This is a genomic window from Vicinamibacterales bacterium, from assembly GCA_036504215.1.
Classification (GTDB): domain Bacteria; phylum Acidobacteriota; class Vicinamibacteria; order Vicinamibacterales; family Fen-181; genus FEN-299.
The window spans coordinates 264,753-283,856 of sequence record DASXVO010000035.1 but is presented as its reverse complement, the minus strand read 5'-3'; the positions used below and the strand labels follow the sequence as shown (position 1 = coordinate 283,856).

General features: G+C 67.8%; 18 protein-coding genes. 9 read left to right on the top strand and 9 right to left on the bottom strand.

Going from position 1 to position 19,104, the window contains the following annotated elements:
* Positions 1–3: 3 nt before the first annotated feature.
* From VGK32_09870 to VGK32_09830, 9 genes are all read right to left on the bottom strand, one after another.
* On the bottom strand, positions 4–408 hold the full coding sequence (locus tag VGK32_09870; protein ID HEY3382064.1) for a hypothetical protein: 405 nt from the start codon (positions 406–408) through the stop codon (positions 4–6).
* 77 nt (positions 409–485) lie between these two features.
* The gene (locus VGK32_09865) at positions 486–1,760 is read right to left on the bottom strand and encodes a DUF4147 domain-containing protein (protein ID HEY3382063.1); all 1,275 of its coding nucleotides are present in this window, start codon (positions 1,758–1,760) and stop codon (positions 486–488) included.
* A gap of 34 nt (positions 1,761–1,794) precedes the next feature.
* Complete coding sequence (locus VGK32_09860) at positions 1,795–2,085, bottom strand: hypothetical protein (protein ID HEY3382062.1); 291 nt, start codon at positions 2,083–2,085, stop codon at positions 1,795–1,797.
* 98 nt (positions 2,086–2,183) lie between these two features.
* Positions 2,184–3,074, bottom strand: coding sequence for an ABC transporter permease (locus VGK32_09855; GenBank protein ID HEY3382061.1), 891 nt, complete (start codon positions 3,072–3,074; stop codon positions 2,184–2,186).
* 16 nt (positions 3,075–3,090) lie between these two features.
* Entirely contained in the window at positions 3,091–3,750 is a 660-nt protein-coding gene (gene ftsE, locus VGK32_09850; GenBank protein HEY3382060.1) for a cell division ATP-binding protein FtsE, read from the bottom strand.
* Positions 3,751–3,838: 88 nt separating this feature from the next.
* Entirely contained in the window at positions 3,839–6,274 is a 2,436-nt protein-coding gene (locus VGK32_09845; protein ID HEY3382059.1) for a DUF3108 domain-containing protein, read from the bottom strand.
* Positions 6,271–7,710, bottom strand: a complete 1,440-nt coding sequence (gatB, locus tag VGK32_09840; GenBank protein HEY3382058.1) for an Asp-tRNA(Asn)/Glu-tRNA(Gln) amidotransferase subunit GatB — start codon at positions 7,708–7,710, stop codon at positions 6,271–6,273. Before gatB ends, VGK32_09845 begins: the two co-directional genes overlap by 4 nt.
* A gap of 68 nt (positions 7,711–7,778) precedes the next feature.
* On the bottom strand, positions 7,779–8,807 hold the full coding sequence (locus tag VGK32_09835) for an HD domain-containing phosphohydrolase (protein ID HEY3382057.1): 1,029 nt from the start codon (positions 8,805–8,807) through the stop codon (positions 7,779–7,781).
* Between the two features lie 190 nt (positions 8,808–8,997).
* Complete coding sequence (locus tag VGK32_09830) at positions 8,998–10,458, bottom strand: sigma-54 dependent transcriptional regulator (GenBank protein HEY3382056.1); 1,461 nt, start codon at positions 10,456–10,458, stop codon at positions 8,998–9,000.
* Positions 10,459–10,552: 94 nt separating this feature from the next.
* On the opposite strand from VGK32_09830, the gene VGK32_09825 reads away from it, so the two are divergent.
* The 9 genes from VGK32_09825 (at position 10,553) to VGK32_09785 (ending at position 19,064) form a co-directional block, all read left to right on the top strand.
* The gene (locus VGK32_09825) at positions 10,553–11,542 is read left to right on the top strand and encodes a SpoIID/LytB domain-containing protein (protein ID HEY3382055.1); all 990 of its coding nucleotides are present in this window, start codon (positions 10,553–10,555) and stop codon (positions 11,540–11,542) included.
* A 214-nt stretch (positions 11,543–11,756) separates the two neighbouring features.
* The gene (locus VGK32_09820) at positions 11,757–12,140 is read left to right on the top strand and encodes a response regulator (protein HEY3382054.1); all 384 of its coding nucleotides are present in this window, start codon (positions 11,757–11,759) and stop codon (positions 12,138–12,140) included.
* A 15-nt stretch (positions 12,141–12,155) separates the two neighbouring features.
* Complete coding sequence (locus tag VGK32_09815; protein HEY3382053.1) at positions 12,156–13,268, top strand: ATP-binding protein; 1,113 nt, start codon at positions 12,156–12,158, stop codon at positions 13,266–13,268.
* A 21-nt stretch (positions 13,269–13,289) separates the two neighbouring features.
* Positions 13,290–15,437, top strand: coding sequence for a type II/IV secretion system protein (locus VGK32_09810; protein HEY3382052.1), 2,148 nt, complete (start codon positions 13,290–13,292; stop codon positions 15,435–15,437).
* Positions 15,438–15,446: 9 nt separating this feature from the next.
* Entirely contained in the window at positions 15,447–15,788 is a 342-nt protein-coding gene (locus tag VGK32_09805) for an Hpt domain-containing protein (GenBank protein HEY3382051.1), read from the top strand.
* Between the two features lie 136 nt (positions 15,789–15,924).
* Positions 15,925–16,614 carry an RNA polymerase sigma factor gene (locus VGK32_09800; GenBank protein HEY3382050.1) on the top strand — a complete coding sequence of 230 codons (690 nt, stop codon included), beginning with the start codon at positions 15,925–15,927 and terminating at the stop codon, positions 16,612–16,614.
* Complete coding sequence (locus VGK32_09795) at positions 16,611–17,249, top strand: hypothetical protein (protein HEY3382049.1); 639 nt, start codon at positions 16,611–16,613, stop codon at positions 17,247–17,249. Before VGK32_09800 ends, VGK32_09795 begins: the two co-directional genes overlap by 4 nt.
* A 21-nt stretch (positions 17,250–17,270) precedes the next feature.
* Entirely contained in the window at positions 17,271–18,461 is a 1,191-nt protein-coding gene (locus VGK32_09790) for a 4-hydroxy-3-methylbut-2-enyl diphosphate reductase (GenBank protein ID HEY3382048.1), read from the top strand.
* Between the two features lie 99 nt (positions 18,462–18,560).
* Entirely contained in the window at positions 18,561–19,064 is a 504-nt protein-coding gene (locus VGK32_09785) for a Spy/CpxP family protein refolding chaperone (protein HEY3382047.1), read from the top strand.
* Positions 19,065–19,104 lie beyond the last annotated feature (40 nt).

Genomic DNA, 19,104 nt, shown 5'->3' with positions numbered 1-19,104 from the left:
GGATCAATCCTTGACGCGATCGAGAACGTTCAGGGCTTCAGCGGCCCGAGCGTTCGCGGTCTGATCGACGTTGCCGGCGAGTTGCTGCGCCTCAGCAGCCTTGGCCGCCGCCTCGCGCACGGCGGCTGCGGAGTCGGCGGGCCCGTCCTTCTCCATGCGGGCACCGACGTCGGCCAGCGCCTTCTTCGCGCGCTCCAGGTTCCGACTCGCCCGCCCGAAGTTGAGCTCGAATACGTCGACGCGGGCCGCAGCCAACGCGGCGCGTGCCTCGGTGACCTGCAGTCGCACCTCGGCGTCGCGCGCCTGCCGCTCGACGGCCCACCGCCCGCTCGCGCCCCAGAACCATCCGAGGCCGAGCGTGACGAGCAGGGCGACGAGCACCGCACCGCCAATCTTCAGTTTGCTCATCTCGTGCCTTCCTTGTTCCGCGTAGTCTGACAGAATCACTCGCGAACCGCGACGGTTCGCCGAGTAGCGAGGGAGAGCTACACGGGCGCGCACTGGAGCAGCACGATCTGCACGTCCCCGACGTTGGTGTCGGTGGGCCCGATGACGACGAGATCACCCAGAGCGTGGAGCAGCGGATAGGCGTTGTTGTCGGCCAGAAACGCCTCCGGAGTCCCGAGTCCAGCCTGCTCGGTACGGACGAGCGTGGTGCCGTCCGCGATGCCACCTGCCGCATCGGTCGGACCATCAATCCCATCTGTCCCGCCACTGAGCATCGCCGCCGGACCGCCGAGCGCGGCGATCGCGCGGGCCGCCGACAGGACGAGTTCCTGATTGCGGCCGCCGCGCCCGCGGCCGGTGACGTGGACAGTGGTCTCGCCCGCCGCGATCACGCAAGCGGGCCCACGCACATCCCGGGTCCGGTGACGTACCATTGCGACAAGCGCCGGCCCTGCCTCGCGCGCCTCCCCGACCACGGGCTCGTCGAGGACGATGGTGGCGTACCCCAGCGCCTCCGCGGCACGGCGGGCGCCAGCAACCGCGTCCATGCGAGTTCCAATCACTCGCGTGAGCACGCGATCCAGCCGGGGGTCGCCAGGCTTGGGCGTTTCCGGTTCCTCCCCGGCGGTTCCACGCCGCAGCAGATCGACCACCGCGGCGGGATATGACCCCACGCCGCCTAGTCGCTCGAGCATCCGCCACGCGTCGGCAAATGTCGTCGGATCCGGCACTGTCGGACCGGACCCAATCACGCTCGTGTCGTTGGTGACGACGTCCGAGACGGCGAGAGCCACTGTCCGCCCCGCCACGGCGGCCGCCAGCTGGCCACCCTTGATGGCCGACAGGTGCTTTCGCACGGTGTTCAGCGCATCGATGTCCGCGCCTGCCAGCAACAGCCGACGCGTGGTGCTCTGCTTGTCCGCGAGCGTGATTCCCGCTCGGGGCAGCGCCAGCAGGGAGGACGCCCCACCTGACAGCAGCACCACCAGCGCGCCGTTGGCCGGAACGCCGCGCGCGAGCTCCAGGCTGCGGGCGCCGGCGGCGACGCTACGGGCATCGGGCACGGGATGACTGCCGGGAATCCACTCGAATGGCGCCGGCAGCGCGCTGGAGGCATGCGTGCCGACGACGACACCGGCCACGGCGGGTGCTCCGGCACTGGCGTAGGCCACCGCCATGTGCGCGGACGCCTTGCCTGCGGAGAGTACGCGGACCGAGCCGGCGTCGAGGACCGATTGGATTTCCGGGAGAGCCAGAGCGACCTCGAGCAGCCGCGGCGTACTGACCGCCTCGACAGCCGCTCGGAAGAGCACGAGAAGATCGCGGCGAAAGCGTGGAAGGATGGACCTAGTTCACTTTGTTGGGGTCGGACCATGCCGACAGATTGGTGACCACGTCGAATTGCCGCAGCAGACGGCACATCACCTGGTCCGCGTTCTTCGATCGACACAGCTGGTCGAGTTGCGCGAGCAGGCGGCTCAGCGCCTTCTCCGCGCTCGCGTACGCGCGTTCGGAATAATACTCCCGCTGCCGCTGCAGACAGCGCTGATGCTTGATCAATTCCTCGCGGTAGAACTCGAAGAGGATTCCCGGACGATGCGCACTCAATGGCCGCGGGTCGAACAGGACACGATGCATGCGACTCCTTAGCCAAGCAGGAAGAAGCGGTAGGCAATTCCCAGTCTAGTGAGGGCTCGCACGGCTGTCAACGGCGACCAAAACGCTCCGATCTGAACTCAGCGCAGCCGTCGCGCCGCGACGAACCCGCCGACACAGCCGACCAGCATCCCACCAACGAGGACGAGCAGCACCGTACCGGTCGACAGGAACTCGATGCTCGCCGGGTCAACGATCCCGGACGCCATCGACGCGAGCCGGACCCGGGCGACAGCGAGACCGATGCGCAACGAGACGAGCGCCAGCAACGCGCCGAGGCCGCCCTGGAGTACTCCCTCGAACACGAATGGCCCGCGGATGAACGCCATCGGTGCGCCCACCAGTTCCATGATCTCGACCTCGTCGCGGCGCGCATACAGCGCGAGGCGGATCACCGTCGTGACCGTCAGCGCCGCCGCGAGGACGAGCACGGCGGCCAGCGCGAACCCGGCCCAGCGGGTGAACACGGTCAGCGACGCGAGCCGGTCGAGCCAGCGCCGGTCGTACCGAACGTCGGCCACACCAGGCATACTGGCGACACGCGATGCGAGCTGCGCGAGACCCGCGGCGTCGGCCATCGCCGACCCGAGCCGCGCTTCGAACGATGCGGGGAAGGGATTCTGAGGGGCACCCTGCGTTGCCGGGGCGAGGTCCGGGAAATCGCGACGGAAGCGCGCGAGCGCGGCATCCTTCGACACGAACTCGACCGACGCGATGGCCCGATCTGCCTTCAGGGCCTGCGCAATCGTGCCCCGCTCCTCCGTCGTGGCGTCGTCTCGCAGGTACACGGAGAACTCCGCGGAGCGGCTCCAGCGGTCGACCAATCGCTCGAGGTTCGCCGTGACGAGCAGAAACAGGCCGAGCATGAAGAGCGCGATGGCAATCGTGAGGATGGACAACGCGCTGGATCGTCGGCCGCGCCAGACGCTCGTCGCCGCCTCGACGATGAAATGTTTCAGCGCGCCGATCATGCGTGGGCTCCCGGCGTCATCCCGCCTTCACCACCCGCCCGCGGTCGAGGGTAATCGCGCGACGGCCGACCCGGCGGATCAACTCGCGGTCGTGCGTCGCGACGATCACGGTCGTCCCGGTCGCGTTGATCTCGCGGAACAGCGTCATGATCTCGAGGGCGAGGTCAGGATCGAGATTCCCGGTCGGCTCATCGGCCAACACCAGCATCGGCTCGTTCACGAGCGCCCGGGCGATGGCGATGCGCTGCTGCTCGCCCCCGGACAATTCCACCGGGTATGCATTGGCGCGGTGCTGCAGGCCGACCCACTTCAGCACCTGGAACGTGCGCCGCCGCTGCTGGACGTCCGGCACGCCGAGAATCCGAAGGGCGAAGATGACGTTTTCGAAGACCGTCTTGCGGGGAATCAGCTTGAAGTCCTGGAAGACGAATCCCACCGTGCGGCGGTAGGCCTGCACCTGGGCCGAACTCAGGCTCGCCAAGTCACGGCCGTCCACCGCAACTCTCCCACCGGTGGGGCATTCCTGTCTCAGGAGGATTCGAAGGAGCGTGGTCTTGCCCGCGCCGCTGGCCCCCGTGAGAAAGGCGAACTCTCCCCTTGCCACGGTCAGCGTGACGTCGTCGAGCGCGAACACATCGCGAGCGTAGAGCTTGGACAGCCCTTCGATCTCGATCACAGTGGCTCGTCCGTGCAGGCAACAGGCAAGTGCGTGGCCGTCCTCGAAGGCGACCGCGAGTATAGCACGTGCAGACGCGCCGCCCGGGCTACCGCGCGTCGCGTCGTTCGAGTTCGATGCGGAACGCGCCGAACGGCGCCTCGATGTCGAACCGGAGGGGAATGCGCTGCGCGTCACGGCTCAGCCACAGCGTCGCCTGGATCCCCCGCTGGCGCGCGTTCCCGGCCGACTCGAACCGCGGCACGACGCGGAACGCCTCCACCGGCTTTCCGTTCACGCTCACCGCCTCGATCTGCTGGACGTCGAGATCGACCAGATAGCTGCGGCCGCCCTCGGTGACCGGGAATCGCGTGCGATACCCCGGCACCATTGGCAGCGTTCGCGCGAAGAAGAACGCGGTCAGCCCATCGCGCCCGCCGCTGGGCAACGGCAGCGAGGGCCCGTCGCCGGTCGTGACGGTCCGGCTGACATGGTCGAACCGGGTCGTCCGATCGATGACGCGGCGCCCCTCGCGCAGGTGCTGCTCCTGGCGGAGGGGCAGCAATTGATCGTCCGTCCAGGATTCGAACCGGTCCCGCGCCTCGAAGAACCGTGCCACCCACGGCGCCGTCTCCACGTCCACGGCGAAATGGTGGGTGGACACGTCCGCTGTGAAGGTGGCCGTCCCGGCGGCGACGCTCATCGATCCCCCGGTCAGCCAGACGATCCGGTACACCGACCGTTCGCTGACGGCAAACGGCAAGGCACCCGGAACCGGCGGGGGCGGCAACTCCGGCCGCGGAATCGCGGCTTCCAGCGCCGGCGTCCAGACCACTTCGTAGATGATCGCGTCGTCGAAGCGCGCGCGCTCGACGAGCGGGCCTGGCGCCAACCCTGTGGCCAGCGCCTCGGAAGCGACGACGAACCGGACGTTGAGGTCGCGGAGCGTCCACAGCGCGTCGGCCGCCGGCAGCCGGTTCAGCGTGTCGACCAGGCCCATGAAGAACGCGGGCCGCTGACCGCTGTAGCCGTTCGCGATCGGCCGGCCGTGTTCGAGGGACGCCACCATCGCCGGTGTGTTCTCCAGGTCGCTCGACAGCGGAAGGTAGAGGACGGCGCCGGGTTGCGGCGCCGCCCGGAGCCAGGCTCCGGCGGGCGTCGATCGCGGTGGCGCCGGCACGGACGGCAGGGGCACGTTGATGAACTCGAGACCCACGAGCAGGACGAACGCCAGCGGGTACGGCCACGATGTCCGTTCGCCGCTGCTGCGGCGCCCTCCCCACTCGCGCACGCCAAGGGCCGCGAGGCCCGCCAGGCCGAAACCCACGAGCACGCCGAATCGCGCGGGAGCGCGGACGGCCTGGAATCCGAAGATGAACCGGTGGCACGCGGCGTACAGGACGCGCACGCCGTCCGGACCGAGCGACAGCACGAACCCGCCGAGTGCCACGGCACCCATCGTCAACACGAACGGCCGCGCATCAGACCGCCAGCCCTTCCACGCGCCATACCCGGCCAGCGCGAGGAGCACGAAGCCAGGGAACAGTTCCTGTTCCGGACCCTCGTGCTTCGCCGGGTTCGCAGGGCTGGCGGCGGGCGGACGCAGCCATCCCGTCCTCCCGTAGAGCAGGTTGCCCGGCGGGACGCGGAGGTAGCTGATCGGCTTCGCCTCGTGCTGCGATGCCTCGTAGAGGTTGCGCGTGAAGCCCTCGCGCCGCTGCACCTGCCAGTACGGCCACATGACGGGCGCAATGAGCAGGGCACCCACGGCGAACGCCTGCAGCAGCCGGCGCGCGATCACCGCGCTTCGCCACCGGCCGACGCCGACAGCGAGCGTCGCCGCACCCAGCACGAGCGCAACGGTTCCGATCACGCCCCAGTACACGCTCGACACCGCGGACAGCGCGGCCATGACGCCGAGCCACGCGGCGTCGCGGCGGCGACGGCCCGCCATGACGCGGTGGAGGAACAGGAATGCGAGCGGCAAGAAGTACAGCGCCTGCAACTGCAGGTGCAGGAGGTGCGCGAAGTGGAACGGCATCAGGCCCCAGGCCACTCCGGCGACGAGGGCACCGGCCCGCGAGCCGGTCACCGCCCGGACGAACGCGTACATCGCCAGCACGCAGCCGGCGACCGAGCCGAAGAGGAGCGCGTTGTAGCAGACCGTCAGGTTCCGCGTGATCGCATACAGCGGCCACACGGCGAGGGACTGCAGGAGGAGGTGGTCGGAGTACGCGAGCGTCCGTTCGGCGGGAAAGAAGATGTTCGCGTCGAACACTCGGCCGGTGAGCCATGCCACCGGCGTCTCGGTGAGCGTCCGCAGATCCCAACCGAGGATCCAGAGATTCAGATAGGGATCGCCCGGGCCGACCGGTGCCATCAGTCGCGAGAACGGATGGGCCACGAGCGGCCATGTGCCAATGACCGCCGCCACGACTGCGATCAGGGTGACACCGGACGCTTCGCGCCATGTCCACCCGGCGGCGTCCGGCGGCGTCGCGGTTTCGGTTGCCGGCGCCGCTGTCCCGGCCCGCCCGTCGCTCATGTCCGCTCCAGTTCGCGTTCGACGAGCGCCGTCACGATCGTCGGATTCGCCTTCCCGCCCGTCGCCTTCATCACCTGCCCCACGAAGAACCCGAATACCAGTTTCTTTCCGGCCTTGTACTGCGCGACCGGCGCCGGATTGCCCGCGACCACCTGCCGGACGATTTCCGCCAACGCGTCGCGGTCATCGATCTGTGACAGCCCGTCGCTGGCCACGATCTCCGACGCGCGACGGCCGCTCCCCCACATCTTCTCGAACACGTCCTTCGCGACGCTGCCGCTGATCGTTCCCTGGCCGACGAGCTGGATCAACTCGACGAGGGCCGCAGGTGCGACGCCCGCGGCCTTGATGCCGCAACTCCCCTCGTTCACCCTCCGCGTGACCTCGCCGCTGATCCAGTTGGCGGCCTCCTTCGGCTGCGCGCCCGCCGCGATCATGGACTCGAAGAAGTCGGTCACCGCCTTCGACGCGCCGACGTGCGCGGCGTCGTACTCCGAGAGGCCGAACCGCTCCGCGAGACGGAGCCGGCGAGCGTCAGGCAGCTCCGGCAGACGCTGCCGTTGCCGCGCGATCCGCTCCGGCCCGACGGCCAGTGGTGGCAGGTCGGGCTCAGGGAAGTAGCGATAGTCCTGGGCCTCTTCCTTGCTGCGCATCACCACCGTGCGGCCGCCGGCGACGTCCCAGAGACGCGTCTCGTGCTGAACACGCTCGCCACGTTCGAGCGCCTCGCGCTGTCGCTCGATCTCGTGGTCCAGCGCCTTGTGAAGGAACCGAAACGAATTGAGGTTCTTCACCTCGACAGCCGTCCCCAGCGCCTCACCGGCCCGCCGCAGCGAGATATTGGCGTCGCAACGGAGCTGCCCTTCCTCGAGGCTGCCGCCGTTGACCCCAATCTCGACGAGGATGTCGCGCACGCGCTGGAAGAACGCGGCGGCATCGGCCGCCGCCCGCAAATCCGGCCGGCTGACGATTTCGATCAACGGCACTCCGCTTCGGTTGAAGTCGATGTAGGCCCGGGACGCCGAATCCGGGAATCCTTCGTGGAGCGACTTCCCGGCATCCTCTTCCAGGTGCACGCGCGTGATGCCGACGCGCGTGACCCGGCCGCCGCTCCCCCACTCCAGGTGCCCGTCGAGCGCGAGCGGCCGATCGTACTGAGAGATCTGGTAGCCCTTCGGGAGGTCGGGATAGAAGTAGTTCTTCCTCGCGAAGACCGATACAGGCTGGATCGCACACCCCAGCGCGAGGGCCGCGAGGATGGCGTCGTCCACGACGCGATCGTTGAGGACCGGCAGCGCACCGGGGAGCCCGAGGCATACAGGGCACACCAGCGTGTTCGGCGCTGCTCCCGCACGGACCGCACACCCGCAGAAGATCTTGCTGGCCGTGGCCAGTTGGGCATGAATCTCGAGGCCGATCACCGGCTCCCAGTGCATGCGCGTATGGTAGCAGAGGCCGGCCTCCGTTGACCTTCGCTCAGAGCCGGCCGTTCGGCCGGCACTCGTCATGAAGCGTCGAAACCGGCGTGGCCGAGAATCTGAAGCAGCACGGCGGCCACGCGCGGATCGAACTGCGTGCCACGGCCCTCGGCAATCTCGGTTGCGGCGTCCGACGGGGTCAGCGGCTCGCGATGTCCTCGCGGCCGGATCATCGTGTCATACGAATCGGCCAGCGCCAGGATTCGCGCACCGACAGGGATGTCGAGGCCTGCCAGCCCCTGCGGATAGCCGGTGCCGTCGTAGCGTTCCCGCATGCTGCGGACAACCAAGGCAGCCGAAGCGAGCGCCGGAATCCCCGAGAACAGCTCGTACCCGAGATCCGGCTCGCGCCGGAGGATCGTCCACTCCTCCACCGACAGTTCGCCCGGCTTCCAGAGGATCGTCTCCGGAATCACCGTCCGCGCCACTTCGTGCACGATCGCCGCGCGTTCGAGATCCGCCGTCTCGGTTGGCGAGAGCCTCGCTTCGTTCGCGATCTCAACCGCCATCGCCGCGACGCGAAGCGCGTGTTCGAACATCGGCCGATCTCGAATCGTGAGCAGCCCCAACGCGCCCCGAATGGCGGCGTCGCTGCTCAGGTCGAGCCGCAGCACGGCATCGCTGAGCTGCCGTCGTCTCGTTTGGAGTTCGAGTTCCACCGACTGCCGCCATCTCAGGGTGTCAGCCGCCGCGCGATGCCACTGCCGCGCCCGATCCATCGCTTCGCGGAACCGCTCGCGCCCAAACGGCTTGAGGAGGTAATCGACGATGCCGGCCCGGAGGCCGCCAACGGCGGATTCGATATCCTGGATACCAGTCGCGAGAACAACGGCCGTGTCCGGGTGGAACTGCCGGATGTGGCGCGCGAGCCAGAGACCGTCGTGCCCGGGAAGGTTGACGTCACAGATCGCGACGTCGCATGGGGTCTGCGACATCGCTTCGACGGCCTGTTCTGCGGACGCGGCCTCGGCTGGCGTGCAGCCCAGCGACTCCACCCACTGCGTCACCAGCCCCCTAATTCCAGTTTCATCGTCGACGACGAGCACGCGGTCCATGCGGCCTCCCAGACTGCCCAGTGCGGATTAGCACGCGTGGGATCGACGATTGCAACCGGTCTGCCACCTCGGACGTCGGGGCGTCAGCCCTTTCGGGCCGATTCTCGACGACCAGCCAGTGCCGGGCCGTCAAGCCGTGCGGGATCGCACACCGTCACCAGCGTGGCCTGTGACGCGAGGGCACGCGCTCCTACTCCGCGGTGACCATGTCGTGCCCCTTGCGGCGCGTGATCGTCTCGTCGAGTTGATGGCGCTCGAGCCGTCGGTACAGGGCGCGGCGACTCAGACCGAGCATCTTGGCGGCCGCCTTCTTGTTGCCGCCAACGCGCCGCAACGTGCGCATGATGTGGTCGCGTTCGATGCTGGCGAGCGATTCCTGATCGTCATCTGCCGGCACGCGCTCGGCGGCCGACACCTGGACCAGCGCCTCGGCGAACGTCGGCGGCGCCAGCGCGACGGGCGGGTCGCCCGCCGCCGGCACGTTCACGGCGAGATCCTTCTCGGTGATGAGGTCCCCTTCCGCAAGGATGCACGCCCGCTCGACGACGTTCCGCAACTCGCGGACGTTGCCCTCCCAGGGCGCAGACGCCAGGAGGCGCTCGGCCGCCGCGCTCAAGCCGACGAGCGGCTTGTGCAATCGGCCCGAGCACTCGCGGACGAAGGCGGCCGTGAGATAGGGAATGTCCTCAGGCCGCCGCCGCAAGGGCGGCAGCCTGAGTTCGACCACGTTCAGCCGGTAGAACAGATCGCTGCGGAAGCGGTTGCCGGCCACCTCGGCGCGAAGATCGCGGTTGGTGGATGCGAAGACGTGAGCATCGATCCGCCGGGTCTCGAGCGATCCGACCCGCTGGACTTCGCCCGTCTCGAGCACGCGCAGCAGCTTCGCCTGGACGGTCAACGGCAGCTCCCCGATCTCATCGAGGAACAGCGTGCCGCCGTCCGCCAGCTCGAAGAGGCCCTGCTTGGTGTCGGTCGCCCCCGTGAATGCACCCCGGACGTGACCGAAGAGCTCGCTCTCGAACAGCGTCTCGACGACCGCCGAGCAGTTCACCGCCACAAATCGCCGGTCGCGGCGCGGCCCCATCCGATGGAGCGCGCGGGCCGCGAGCTCCTTCCCCGTGCCGGTCTCGCCCGTGACCAACGCCGTCCGGACGTGCGGAGCGAGCCGCCGGATCAGACTGAAGATCTCCTGCATGATCGCGCTCCGGCCGATCATCTCGCAGAACTCCAGGCGGCGTGCCACCTCGCCTTCGGCCGCGAGCAGGCCCCGCCGCCGCTCGGCCTCGTCCCGGACCGTTTCCAGCACGTGCGCCAGGCGCTCGAAGTCGAACGGTTTGGTGAGGTAGTCCACCGCGCCCAGCTTGATCGCCTCGACGGCGCTGTCGATGCCCGCGTAGCCGGTCATCAGGATGACCGCGCACCCGGGGACCGTCTCGCGAATGGCGCGAAGGACATCGAGACCGTTGACGTCTGGCATCCGCAGATCCACCATGGCGAGGTCGGCCGGTTGACGGCGCAGCTCGTCGATCGCCTGTTTGCCGCCCGCGCAGGTGATGACGTCGAAGCCGGCGCGTCGGGCGAAGCGGGCCACGACGTCGAGAATCCGTTCGTCGTCGTCCACGAGGAGCAGGATCGGATGCTGGGAAGTCATTGAGTCTCCAAGGCGCACGCCGGTGTGCGCGGCGTCGCACAGACAAACGGCTAGACCACTCACCAAACAGGAAATCGGCCTGGGCACTGAAATCTTGAGCAAAAGACGCGATCTGGTCCCCGCCCTGGTGATGGTCATGGCGGCTGTCGTGCTTCTCGCGGCGTGCGCATCCCGCGCACCCGGGCGGCCACGCGTGGCTCCGCCCGTACACCCGTTCCCCATCGACACACTTCGTGTGCGGCTCGATGGCGAGATCGAGACGATCGAGCTCGACGAGTACGTCGCCGGCTGCGTGGTGGCTGAACTCGGTTCGGTGGCGGTGTCGGTGGAGGCGGCCGTCCAGATCCGCGACGTGCAGGCCATCATCTGCCGCAGCTTCGCGGTCGCCAGCCTGGGCCGTCATGCCTCAGAGGGCTTCGATGTGTGCGCCGCGACGCACTGCCAGGTATTCCAGCGCGTGCCAGCAACGGCGATCGGCCGCCTGGCGCGCCGGGCGGCCGCCCGCACCACGGGCCAGATCCTGCGGGCCGGTGGCGCCGTCGTTCGACCCGTCTATCACGCCGACTGCGGCGGACACACGAGTTCGGCCGAGGAGGTGTGGGGAAGCCCCGGCGACTCGTATCTCGTCGCGCAGGCGGAACCCGTCTGCGCGCGACGTCCCGGGTGGCAACTGACGCTGCCACTCGCGCGCCTGGAGGCGATCCTGCGCGACGATTCCCGCCTCGCGGTCGAAGGCCGGCTGCGCGAGGTGGAGATCGCCGGGAAGGACGAGGCCGGCCGGGCCATGACGCTCCGTCTGGTTGGGGATCGCCCCCGCATCGTTCGCGGGAACGACTTCCGGATGGCCGTGCTGGCGGCGCTCGGCCCGCAGTCGCTCCGCAGCACGTTGTTCTCGCTCGTCCGCCAGGGCAACTCCTTCACCTTCGCCGGCCGAGGCAACGGCCATGGCGTGGGCCTCTGCCAGGCAGGCGCGACCTCGAGAGCGGCCCGAGGCGACTCGGCGGCCGCCATCCTCGCGCACTACTATCCGGGCACCTCCATTTCCCACGGGGCCGGAGGCCCTATTTCGCCAGTCGGCCGCTGAGCAGGACCGGCGTCTGCCGCCCAGTTGGCCGGCGGCGCCGATCCGCCCCTTCGGCGAGCGCAGGGCCGCCCCGAGCAGCGTCGAGGGGCGACTGTGCGCCTTCCGCCCGCACGTGCACACCGCTCAGTTCAAGTTCCCGCACCGCGCGCCGATTTGTCGCTGTAGCGACGGGTCTCGATCCGGCGTCTCACAACCGACGACCAAGGATGCGGCAATGGATGTCAAAACGATCTTGCTGGCCGAAGACGACCCCTTCATTCGACGCGTGTCGGAGGTATCCCTCAAGCGCTCGGGCTTCGCCGTGCGGTCGGTTGGCGACGGATCTGAGGCGCTGCAGTTGCTCGAAGATGGCCTCGTGGACCTCGTCATCCTCGATGGTCTGATGCCGAAGATGGATGGTCTCGAAGCGTGCCGGCGGCTGAAGGCGAATCCGAGGACCTCCGACATCCCGGTCATCATGCTGAGCGCGCGCACGCAGGCGTCGGACCAGGACGAGGGCTTTGCCGCCGGTGCGGCCGGCTACATCAAAAAGCCGTTCGACGCCCTGACGCTGGGTCAGCAGGTCCGTGATATCTGCTCCCGTCTGGTCGCCGCGTAGGTAGGGGATACAGTCGTGGTCTCAACAGAGGTGGACGCCGAGCGGCAGCGAGACCTGCTCGCCGCGATTTTCAACGCGAGCAGCGACGGCTTGCTCCTGTACGACGAGTCGCGCCAGATCACGGCGGCCAACACCGCCGTGGCCGACCTGCTGGGCCTCGGCCATCGAGATCTCGTCGAAGAAGGGGCTGGCATGCTCCAGCTCGACATCGCAGCGCGCTCCGAGCACCCCGAAACCTACTACGCCCGGCTCGATGCGCATTTCATCGCCGGCGACCGCGTGCACCAGGATCGGCTCGTCATCCTCAGGCCCCGGCGTCGCGTGATCCGCCGGTCGTCCCGTCCCGTCCTGACCAACGGGCGTCCTGCCGGCCGCGTGTTCACCTACACCGACATGACGACCGAGGCCGACGTCGACCGGATCAAGACCGAGTTCGTCTCGATGGCCAGCCACGAGCTGCGCACACCGCTCACCTCCATCCACGGCGCGCTGCAGCTCGCGCTCGCCGGGTCGGCCGAGCGTCTCGAGGCCGAGGACCGGGAGATGCTCGAAATCTCCCTCAAGAGCACCGAGCGCATGGTGCGGCTCGTCAACCAGTTGCTGGATCTGTCGAGAATCGAGGCCGGTGCGCGGACAATGGTGCCGGGTCTCGTGGACCCCGCCGAACTGCTGCACGAGACGGTGAAGGCGATGCAGGTGCAGGCGGTGGACCGGCAGGTTCGGCTGGAAGTCTCTTCGGACGACCGACTGCCGAAGCTGCACGGGTGCCACGATGATCTCGCTCGCGTCCTCGTGAACCTGCTCTCCAATGCCATCACCTACTCACCCCGCGGATCGACAATTCGCGCGACGGCGGCGCGGACGCCGGACGGCATCGAGTTCTCGGTGACAGATTGCGGCCCGGGCGTGCCCAGCGAACACGTGGACCGGCTGTTCAAACCCTTTTCCCGCGTCGGCGTCGAAGACCGCCAGGTCACTGGCGGAACCGGTCTCGGTCTCGCGATCTCGCGTGCCATCGTGGACCAGCACGGCGGGCGGATCTGGGTGGAGCCCTCGGCGCCGACCGGTTGTCGATTTGCGTTCGTCATTCCCCCCGCACCCGCCACCCGTGTGAGGGTGCGGTCGTGACCCGCGCTCCAGGAAGCCATCATGACACCCCGTGAACCGCATGCGGAACCACCTGCCGAGCGACGGCTGGAACGCGACCTGGGCATCGGAGTCCCCAGTGGCGTCCGGGCGTTCGCCGATCAGTTGCTGTCCTCCCGCATGCTGACCCGTGAGGCGCTGGTACAGGCCATCGAGCAGGCCACCGCGAAGAAGCAGGCACTGCAGGACGTTGTCGTCTCAATGGGACTCGTGGCGGAGGCCGACAGCTACGCGGCGTTGTCGAAGGTCACGGGGGTGCCATTGATCGATCTCGGCGACGTGCGGGTCAGCGAACTGGCCGTGCGCCTCGTGCCTGAGAAGATTGCCAGAAAGCACACGGTGCTTCCGCTCCACGAAGACAACCGGACCATCACCTTTGCCGTCACCCGCCCGCACGACATGGAAGCCGACCGCGACGTCGGTTTTGCCGCAGGCCGCACCACTCGAGAATTCCTCGCGGCACGAAGCCAGGTGCTCGAGGCGATCGACCGCCACTACCCGAAGATGGGCGAGGTCGAGCGTTTGATCGTCCGGCTGAAGTCGGAAGCACCGGTCGAGTCGCTGGAAGCCGCCCAGTCCGCAGTCAATGCCTCGCCGGTCATCGAGCTGTGCAACCACATCCTGGCCGGCGCCGTGCAATCTCACGCGAGCGACATCCACATCGAACCGTTTGCCGGATCGGCTACCGTGCGCTACCGCATCAGCGGCATCCTCGAGCAGGTCATCGAGCTGCCGAAGGAGGCGCGGCCGCACATCACGAACCGCTTCAAGATCCTGGCGAAGACGAATATCGCCGTGAAGCACCGTCCGCAGGACGGGGCGTTCCGTGTGCGCGTGAGCGGCCGGGCCGTGGACGTGCGCCTCTCGACGTTGCCCACCGTGCATGGCGAGAAGATCGTCATGCGGATCGTGGACGGCACGAGCGAACTCCAGTCGATCGACAATCTCGGATACGACGCCGCCACGTCCGAACGACTGAAGCGCGCGCTGAAGCGGCCGGACGGCCTGATCCTCTTCACGGGCCCGACCGCTTCGGGCAAGACGACGGGGCTCTATGCGAGCCTTCAGCTTCTGCAGAACGGCCGCACGAACATCGTGACGGTCGAGGATCCCGTCGAGCGATACCTCGAGGGCATCAACCAGATCCCCGTTCACAAGGAATCGGGTACCGGTTTCACCCAGGTCCTCCGATCGGTGTTGCGGCAGGACCCGAACGTCATCATGATCGGCGAGATTCGCGATTCCGAAGTGGCGTCGATTGCCGGGCAAGCCGCGTACACGGGCCACCTGGTCCTCAGCTCGCTGCACACCATCGACGCACCATCGGCCGTGGGCCGGCTGCTCAACCTCGGCCTCGAACCGTTCCGCGTCTCGGAAATCCTGAACGCGGTATTCGCCCAGCGCCTTTTGCGACGACTCTGCCCCGACTGCCGCGCGACAATCCCGGCGGATGAGGCCCGGCGACTCGGCGAGGCCCATGGCATCAAGGCCGTGGTGGCCCGCCCGGGTTCCGGCTGCGATCGCTGCCGGCAAACCGGGTATCTCAGCCGGATGCCGGTCGCCGAGGCACTCGTACCAGACGATGCCATGCGGCGAATGATCCGCGACTCCGCGTCGGCGGTCGATCTGCGGGCGGCCATGCGTCAGGCGGGTTTCCGTTCGATGCGCGACGTGGCCCTGGACGCCGTGGCGCAGGGCATCACGTCGATCGAGGAAGTGAACCGCGTCCTGGCCGACGACGACACGGCGCGCGTCCAGACGCGCACCAGACAGCGTGTGTTGATCGTGGACGACGACCGCATGATCCGCATGCTCGTCAAGCTGCTCCTCGAGAAAGAGGGCTACGAGGTCCTCGAGGGCGAGAACGGCCTTCACGCGGTGGAGTTGTCACGTCGTGAACGGCCCGACCTGCTTGTTCTCGATTTGATGATGCCGGAGATGGACGGGTTCCAGGCCATCGACCGGCTCCGTCGTGAGTTGACGCTGGCGACGCTCCCCGTGATCGTGCTGACGGCCGAGAGCGGGCCGGACACCGAGCGGCGGGTCCTCGAGCTCGGTGCCGACGACTATCTGATCAAGCCGTTCGAACCAGGCGTCCTGATCTCGCGCGTTCGCGCGGCGTTCAGGCGCGCCAACCGGTCTTCGGCGTAGGATCCACGCATGATGCCAGAACCCGACGACGAGATGGCCGCGCTACTGGCCTCGATGCGGGTCGAATTCCTGGAGACGGCGACCGACCGGGTGGCCACCATCCGCGCCGAAGCGGACCGGCTGGCAATCGCGGCAGAGCCGATCCCAGGGCTCACCACGCTCATCCGTGAGGCGCATACGCTCAAAGGTGGCGGGGCGACATTTGGTTTTCCTTCGCTCACCGACGCCGGCGGCGAAGTCGAGACCCAGGCCAGGATCCTCGCGGCCGCCGGCACGCCGCTGCCGCCGGTCGAACCCCTCCACGCTGCGGTGGCTGTGCTCGAGGCAACACTGGCCTCGCTGAAGGTCTGACCTCCTCCCGGCCGTCAGCCCCGCAATCGTCGGGCGGCGCGTCATCGTTCGCCGGTCTCCGGCCGCGGTAGAATGTCCCTGTAAACATTTGCCGTCACGAAGCGTAATTCATAGCAGACAGGTGAGCGGTTCGGTGATGCCAGACGTCCGGATGCTCCAGTTCGCTCGCGACGCCGAACGGCAGGACGGTCCGACCGACGAACTGCAGGTGTCGCTGCCCGAACTCGCCAGGCCCGATGAGGACTCGCGGATTGCCGCTGAGGTCAAGGCGCTCGTCGGGCGTGCCGAATTCGGGGCCGCGCGCGAACGGTTCGCGGCACTCGTGGCGCGGCAGCAGCGTCGGGCATCCCGTATCGCCTACCATTTCCTGCGCGACGCGGCCGACGCGGACGAAGCGGTGCAGGACGCCTTTTTCAAGGTATTCTCGCACATCGAGTCGTTTCGGGAGGAGTTGCCGTTCGAGGTGTGGTTCACCCGCATCCTGATCAACGGATGCCTCGATCGTCAGAAGGCCCGACAGCGCCGGTTGCGATGGATCGTGTCGTCGATCGACGGCGACATGGGCGAGCGGTCCCGGATCGATTCCACACCCGGCCTGGGCCCGTCGCCCGAGGAACGGTTGCTGTTGCGGGAACGCCGCACGCAGATTGCATCGGCAGTGAGCCGGCTGCCCGACCGTCAACGGACCATCTTCCTCCTGTGTCACTACGAGGGATGTTCGTCGAAGGAGGTCAGCACGATTACCGGGCTCAACGAATCCACCGTGCGGGTGCATCTGTTCCGTGCGGTTCGCAAACTGCGTGCGCTACTCGGAGGAAACCTGTGAAACCGCTGGATCGTCATCACCCCGGCGACGACCGGCTGATCGCGCTCTACTTCGGCGACGAGGCGACGGCCGACGAACAGGGCAACGCGCTGCGTCAGCACCTGCTCGGCTGCGAAACCTGCACGTGGCGCTACACCGAGTTGACGGCGCCGCTGCAGCGCCTGCGGCACGACGCCGCCAGCGAGGCCGACGAAGTGTTCACGCCGGCGCGGCTCGACGCGCAGCGCGACTCGATCCTCGCCAGACTCGACCACGAAGCGGCCTCGCCGCGCGTCATCCCCTTCCCCGCCTCGACGGCCCGCCTCGACCGGATGGGCGTCCACCGGCCCGTCGCCCGTTGGATCGCCGCCGCGGCCGCGGCGGGTCTGCTGCTCGGTGTCGCGGCCGGACGGTTCCTCAACACGGGGCCCGTCCCCTCGTGGACCGTCGCAGAGGTCGCCGCCACGCGGCCGCCCGTGCCGACGACCGCCCGGGTCAGCCCGCAGGCGGACAACGCGGCCGTCATCAGCGAAACCGGTGACGAGGCGTTCCTTACCGCAGTCGATCTGGCGCTGACCCGTCACCGCATTTCCGCGCTCTCGGTGATCGACGATCTCACCCCGCACGTGCGTGAAGCCGTCATGGCGCGCCGGTAGACTGGTATAATTTGGGCATCCATGCCCCAACTCATCTACCGCAAGGGCTTTGCCCTCGAGCAGGCCGTTGCCGGCGCCCTCGACGCCGACTACCACAGCACGCTCATCCAGCAGATCAAGGACGGCAGCTTCAGCTACCGCCAAGGGCGCATCATCGTGCACCTGGCCCGCGAGTTCGGATTCTGCTACGGCGTGGACCGGGCGGTGGACTACGCCTACCAGGCGCGGCGGCGTTTCCCGGACCAGACGGTCTATCTGACGGGCGAGATCATCCACAACCCCCACGTCAACGACAAGCTGCGTTCCCTCGGCATCCGCTTCCTGTCCGACGCGGGGCAGGACGTCAGTCGCCTCGGCGCGGAAGACGTCGTCATCATCCCGGCCTTCGGCGTCACGGTGCGGACGCTCGAGCAGATGCAGCGGCAGGGCTGCACGCTGGTGGACACGACATGCGGGTCCGTGTTGAACGTCTGGAAGAACGTCCGTCAGTACGCCCGTGACGGCTACACAGCAGTCATCCACGGGAAGATCCATCACGAGGAGACCCAGGCGACCGCCTCGCAGGCGCTGCAGCACCCCGATGGTCGCTATCTGGTCGTCCTCAATCGCGCGGAAGCCTTGGAGGTCTGCAACTTCATTCGAAACCCGGACGATTCGGCGGCGTTCCTGGCTCGCTTCGGCAGTGCGGCGTCCGAGGCATTCGATCCAGACCGGGATCTCGGGCACATTGGCCTCGCCAACCAGACGACGATGCTGATGTCCGAATCGCTCGAGATCGCGGAGATGTTCCGCCACGCGATGCGCGACCGGTACGGCGAGGCGTGCGTGCAGGAACGATTTCGAGCCTTCGAGACGATTTGCAGCGCCACGCAGGACCGGCAGGACGCGGTCGTTGCCCTTCTCGACCAACAACCGCTCGATCTCATGCTGGTCATTGGCGGCTACAACAGCAGCAACACCTGCAACCTGGCGCGCATCTGCGCGAATCGCCTTCCCACCTTCCACATCGCGGAGGTGAACTGCCTGGTGTCCGCGGCCAGGATTCGGCACCGGCGCGTAGGCGGAACGACCGAAATCGACGAGGACGGGTGGCTGCCAGCCTCCGGCCCCGTTGTTGTCGGTGTCACTGCCGGTGCATCGACGCCAGACAACATCGTCGGGCAGGCCATCGAGCGTCTGGCAGCACTCGCCAACGGCCCGACAGAGGTCTGAAACCCTTGCCCTTGTGGTACTTCGCCGCGCACCCCCCGGTAAACGCCCCGTCCGGGACTGTCGTAATTCACTGATAGGCGCGGAGGTATGTCGACCGTGATGAGGGCAACGAGAACAGTGTTCCTGATGATCCTGCTGGCGACGGCGTCGGCGGCGTCGGCTGCGGGGTTGCCGCGGCACGACTTCCAGCGACCGCAACAGGCGGGTCAACGCGACCCGCAGCTGCCGGCGCACCGGGGTCCGCGGATGAAGTGGTGGCAGGACGAGCGCTACAAGAGCGAGCTTCGTCTCACCGCAGACCAATCCGCACGGATCGAGGAAGTCTTCCAGTCGTCCTACCCCAAGCAGGAAGATCTCTTCAAGGATTTCAGCCGCCGGGAAGAGCAACTCTCCAACCTGATCGCCGGCCAGGATGTCACCGAGGCGGAAGTCATCAAGCAGGCGGACCAACTGGAGGCCGTGCGCGCGTCGCTCGGCAAGGCCCGTATCCTGATGCTCTACCGGATGCGGCGTGTCCTGTCGCCGGACCAGCGGCAGAGACTGTTGAAGATGCAGAAAGAAGATGAGCGCCAGCGATCGTCGGAACGAGACGGCCGACGATAACGAACGACCAGCCATTCATCCCCAGTCATTCCCGAACGTG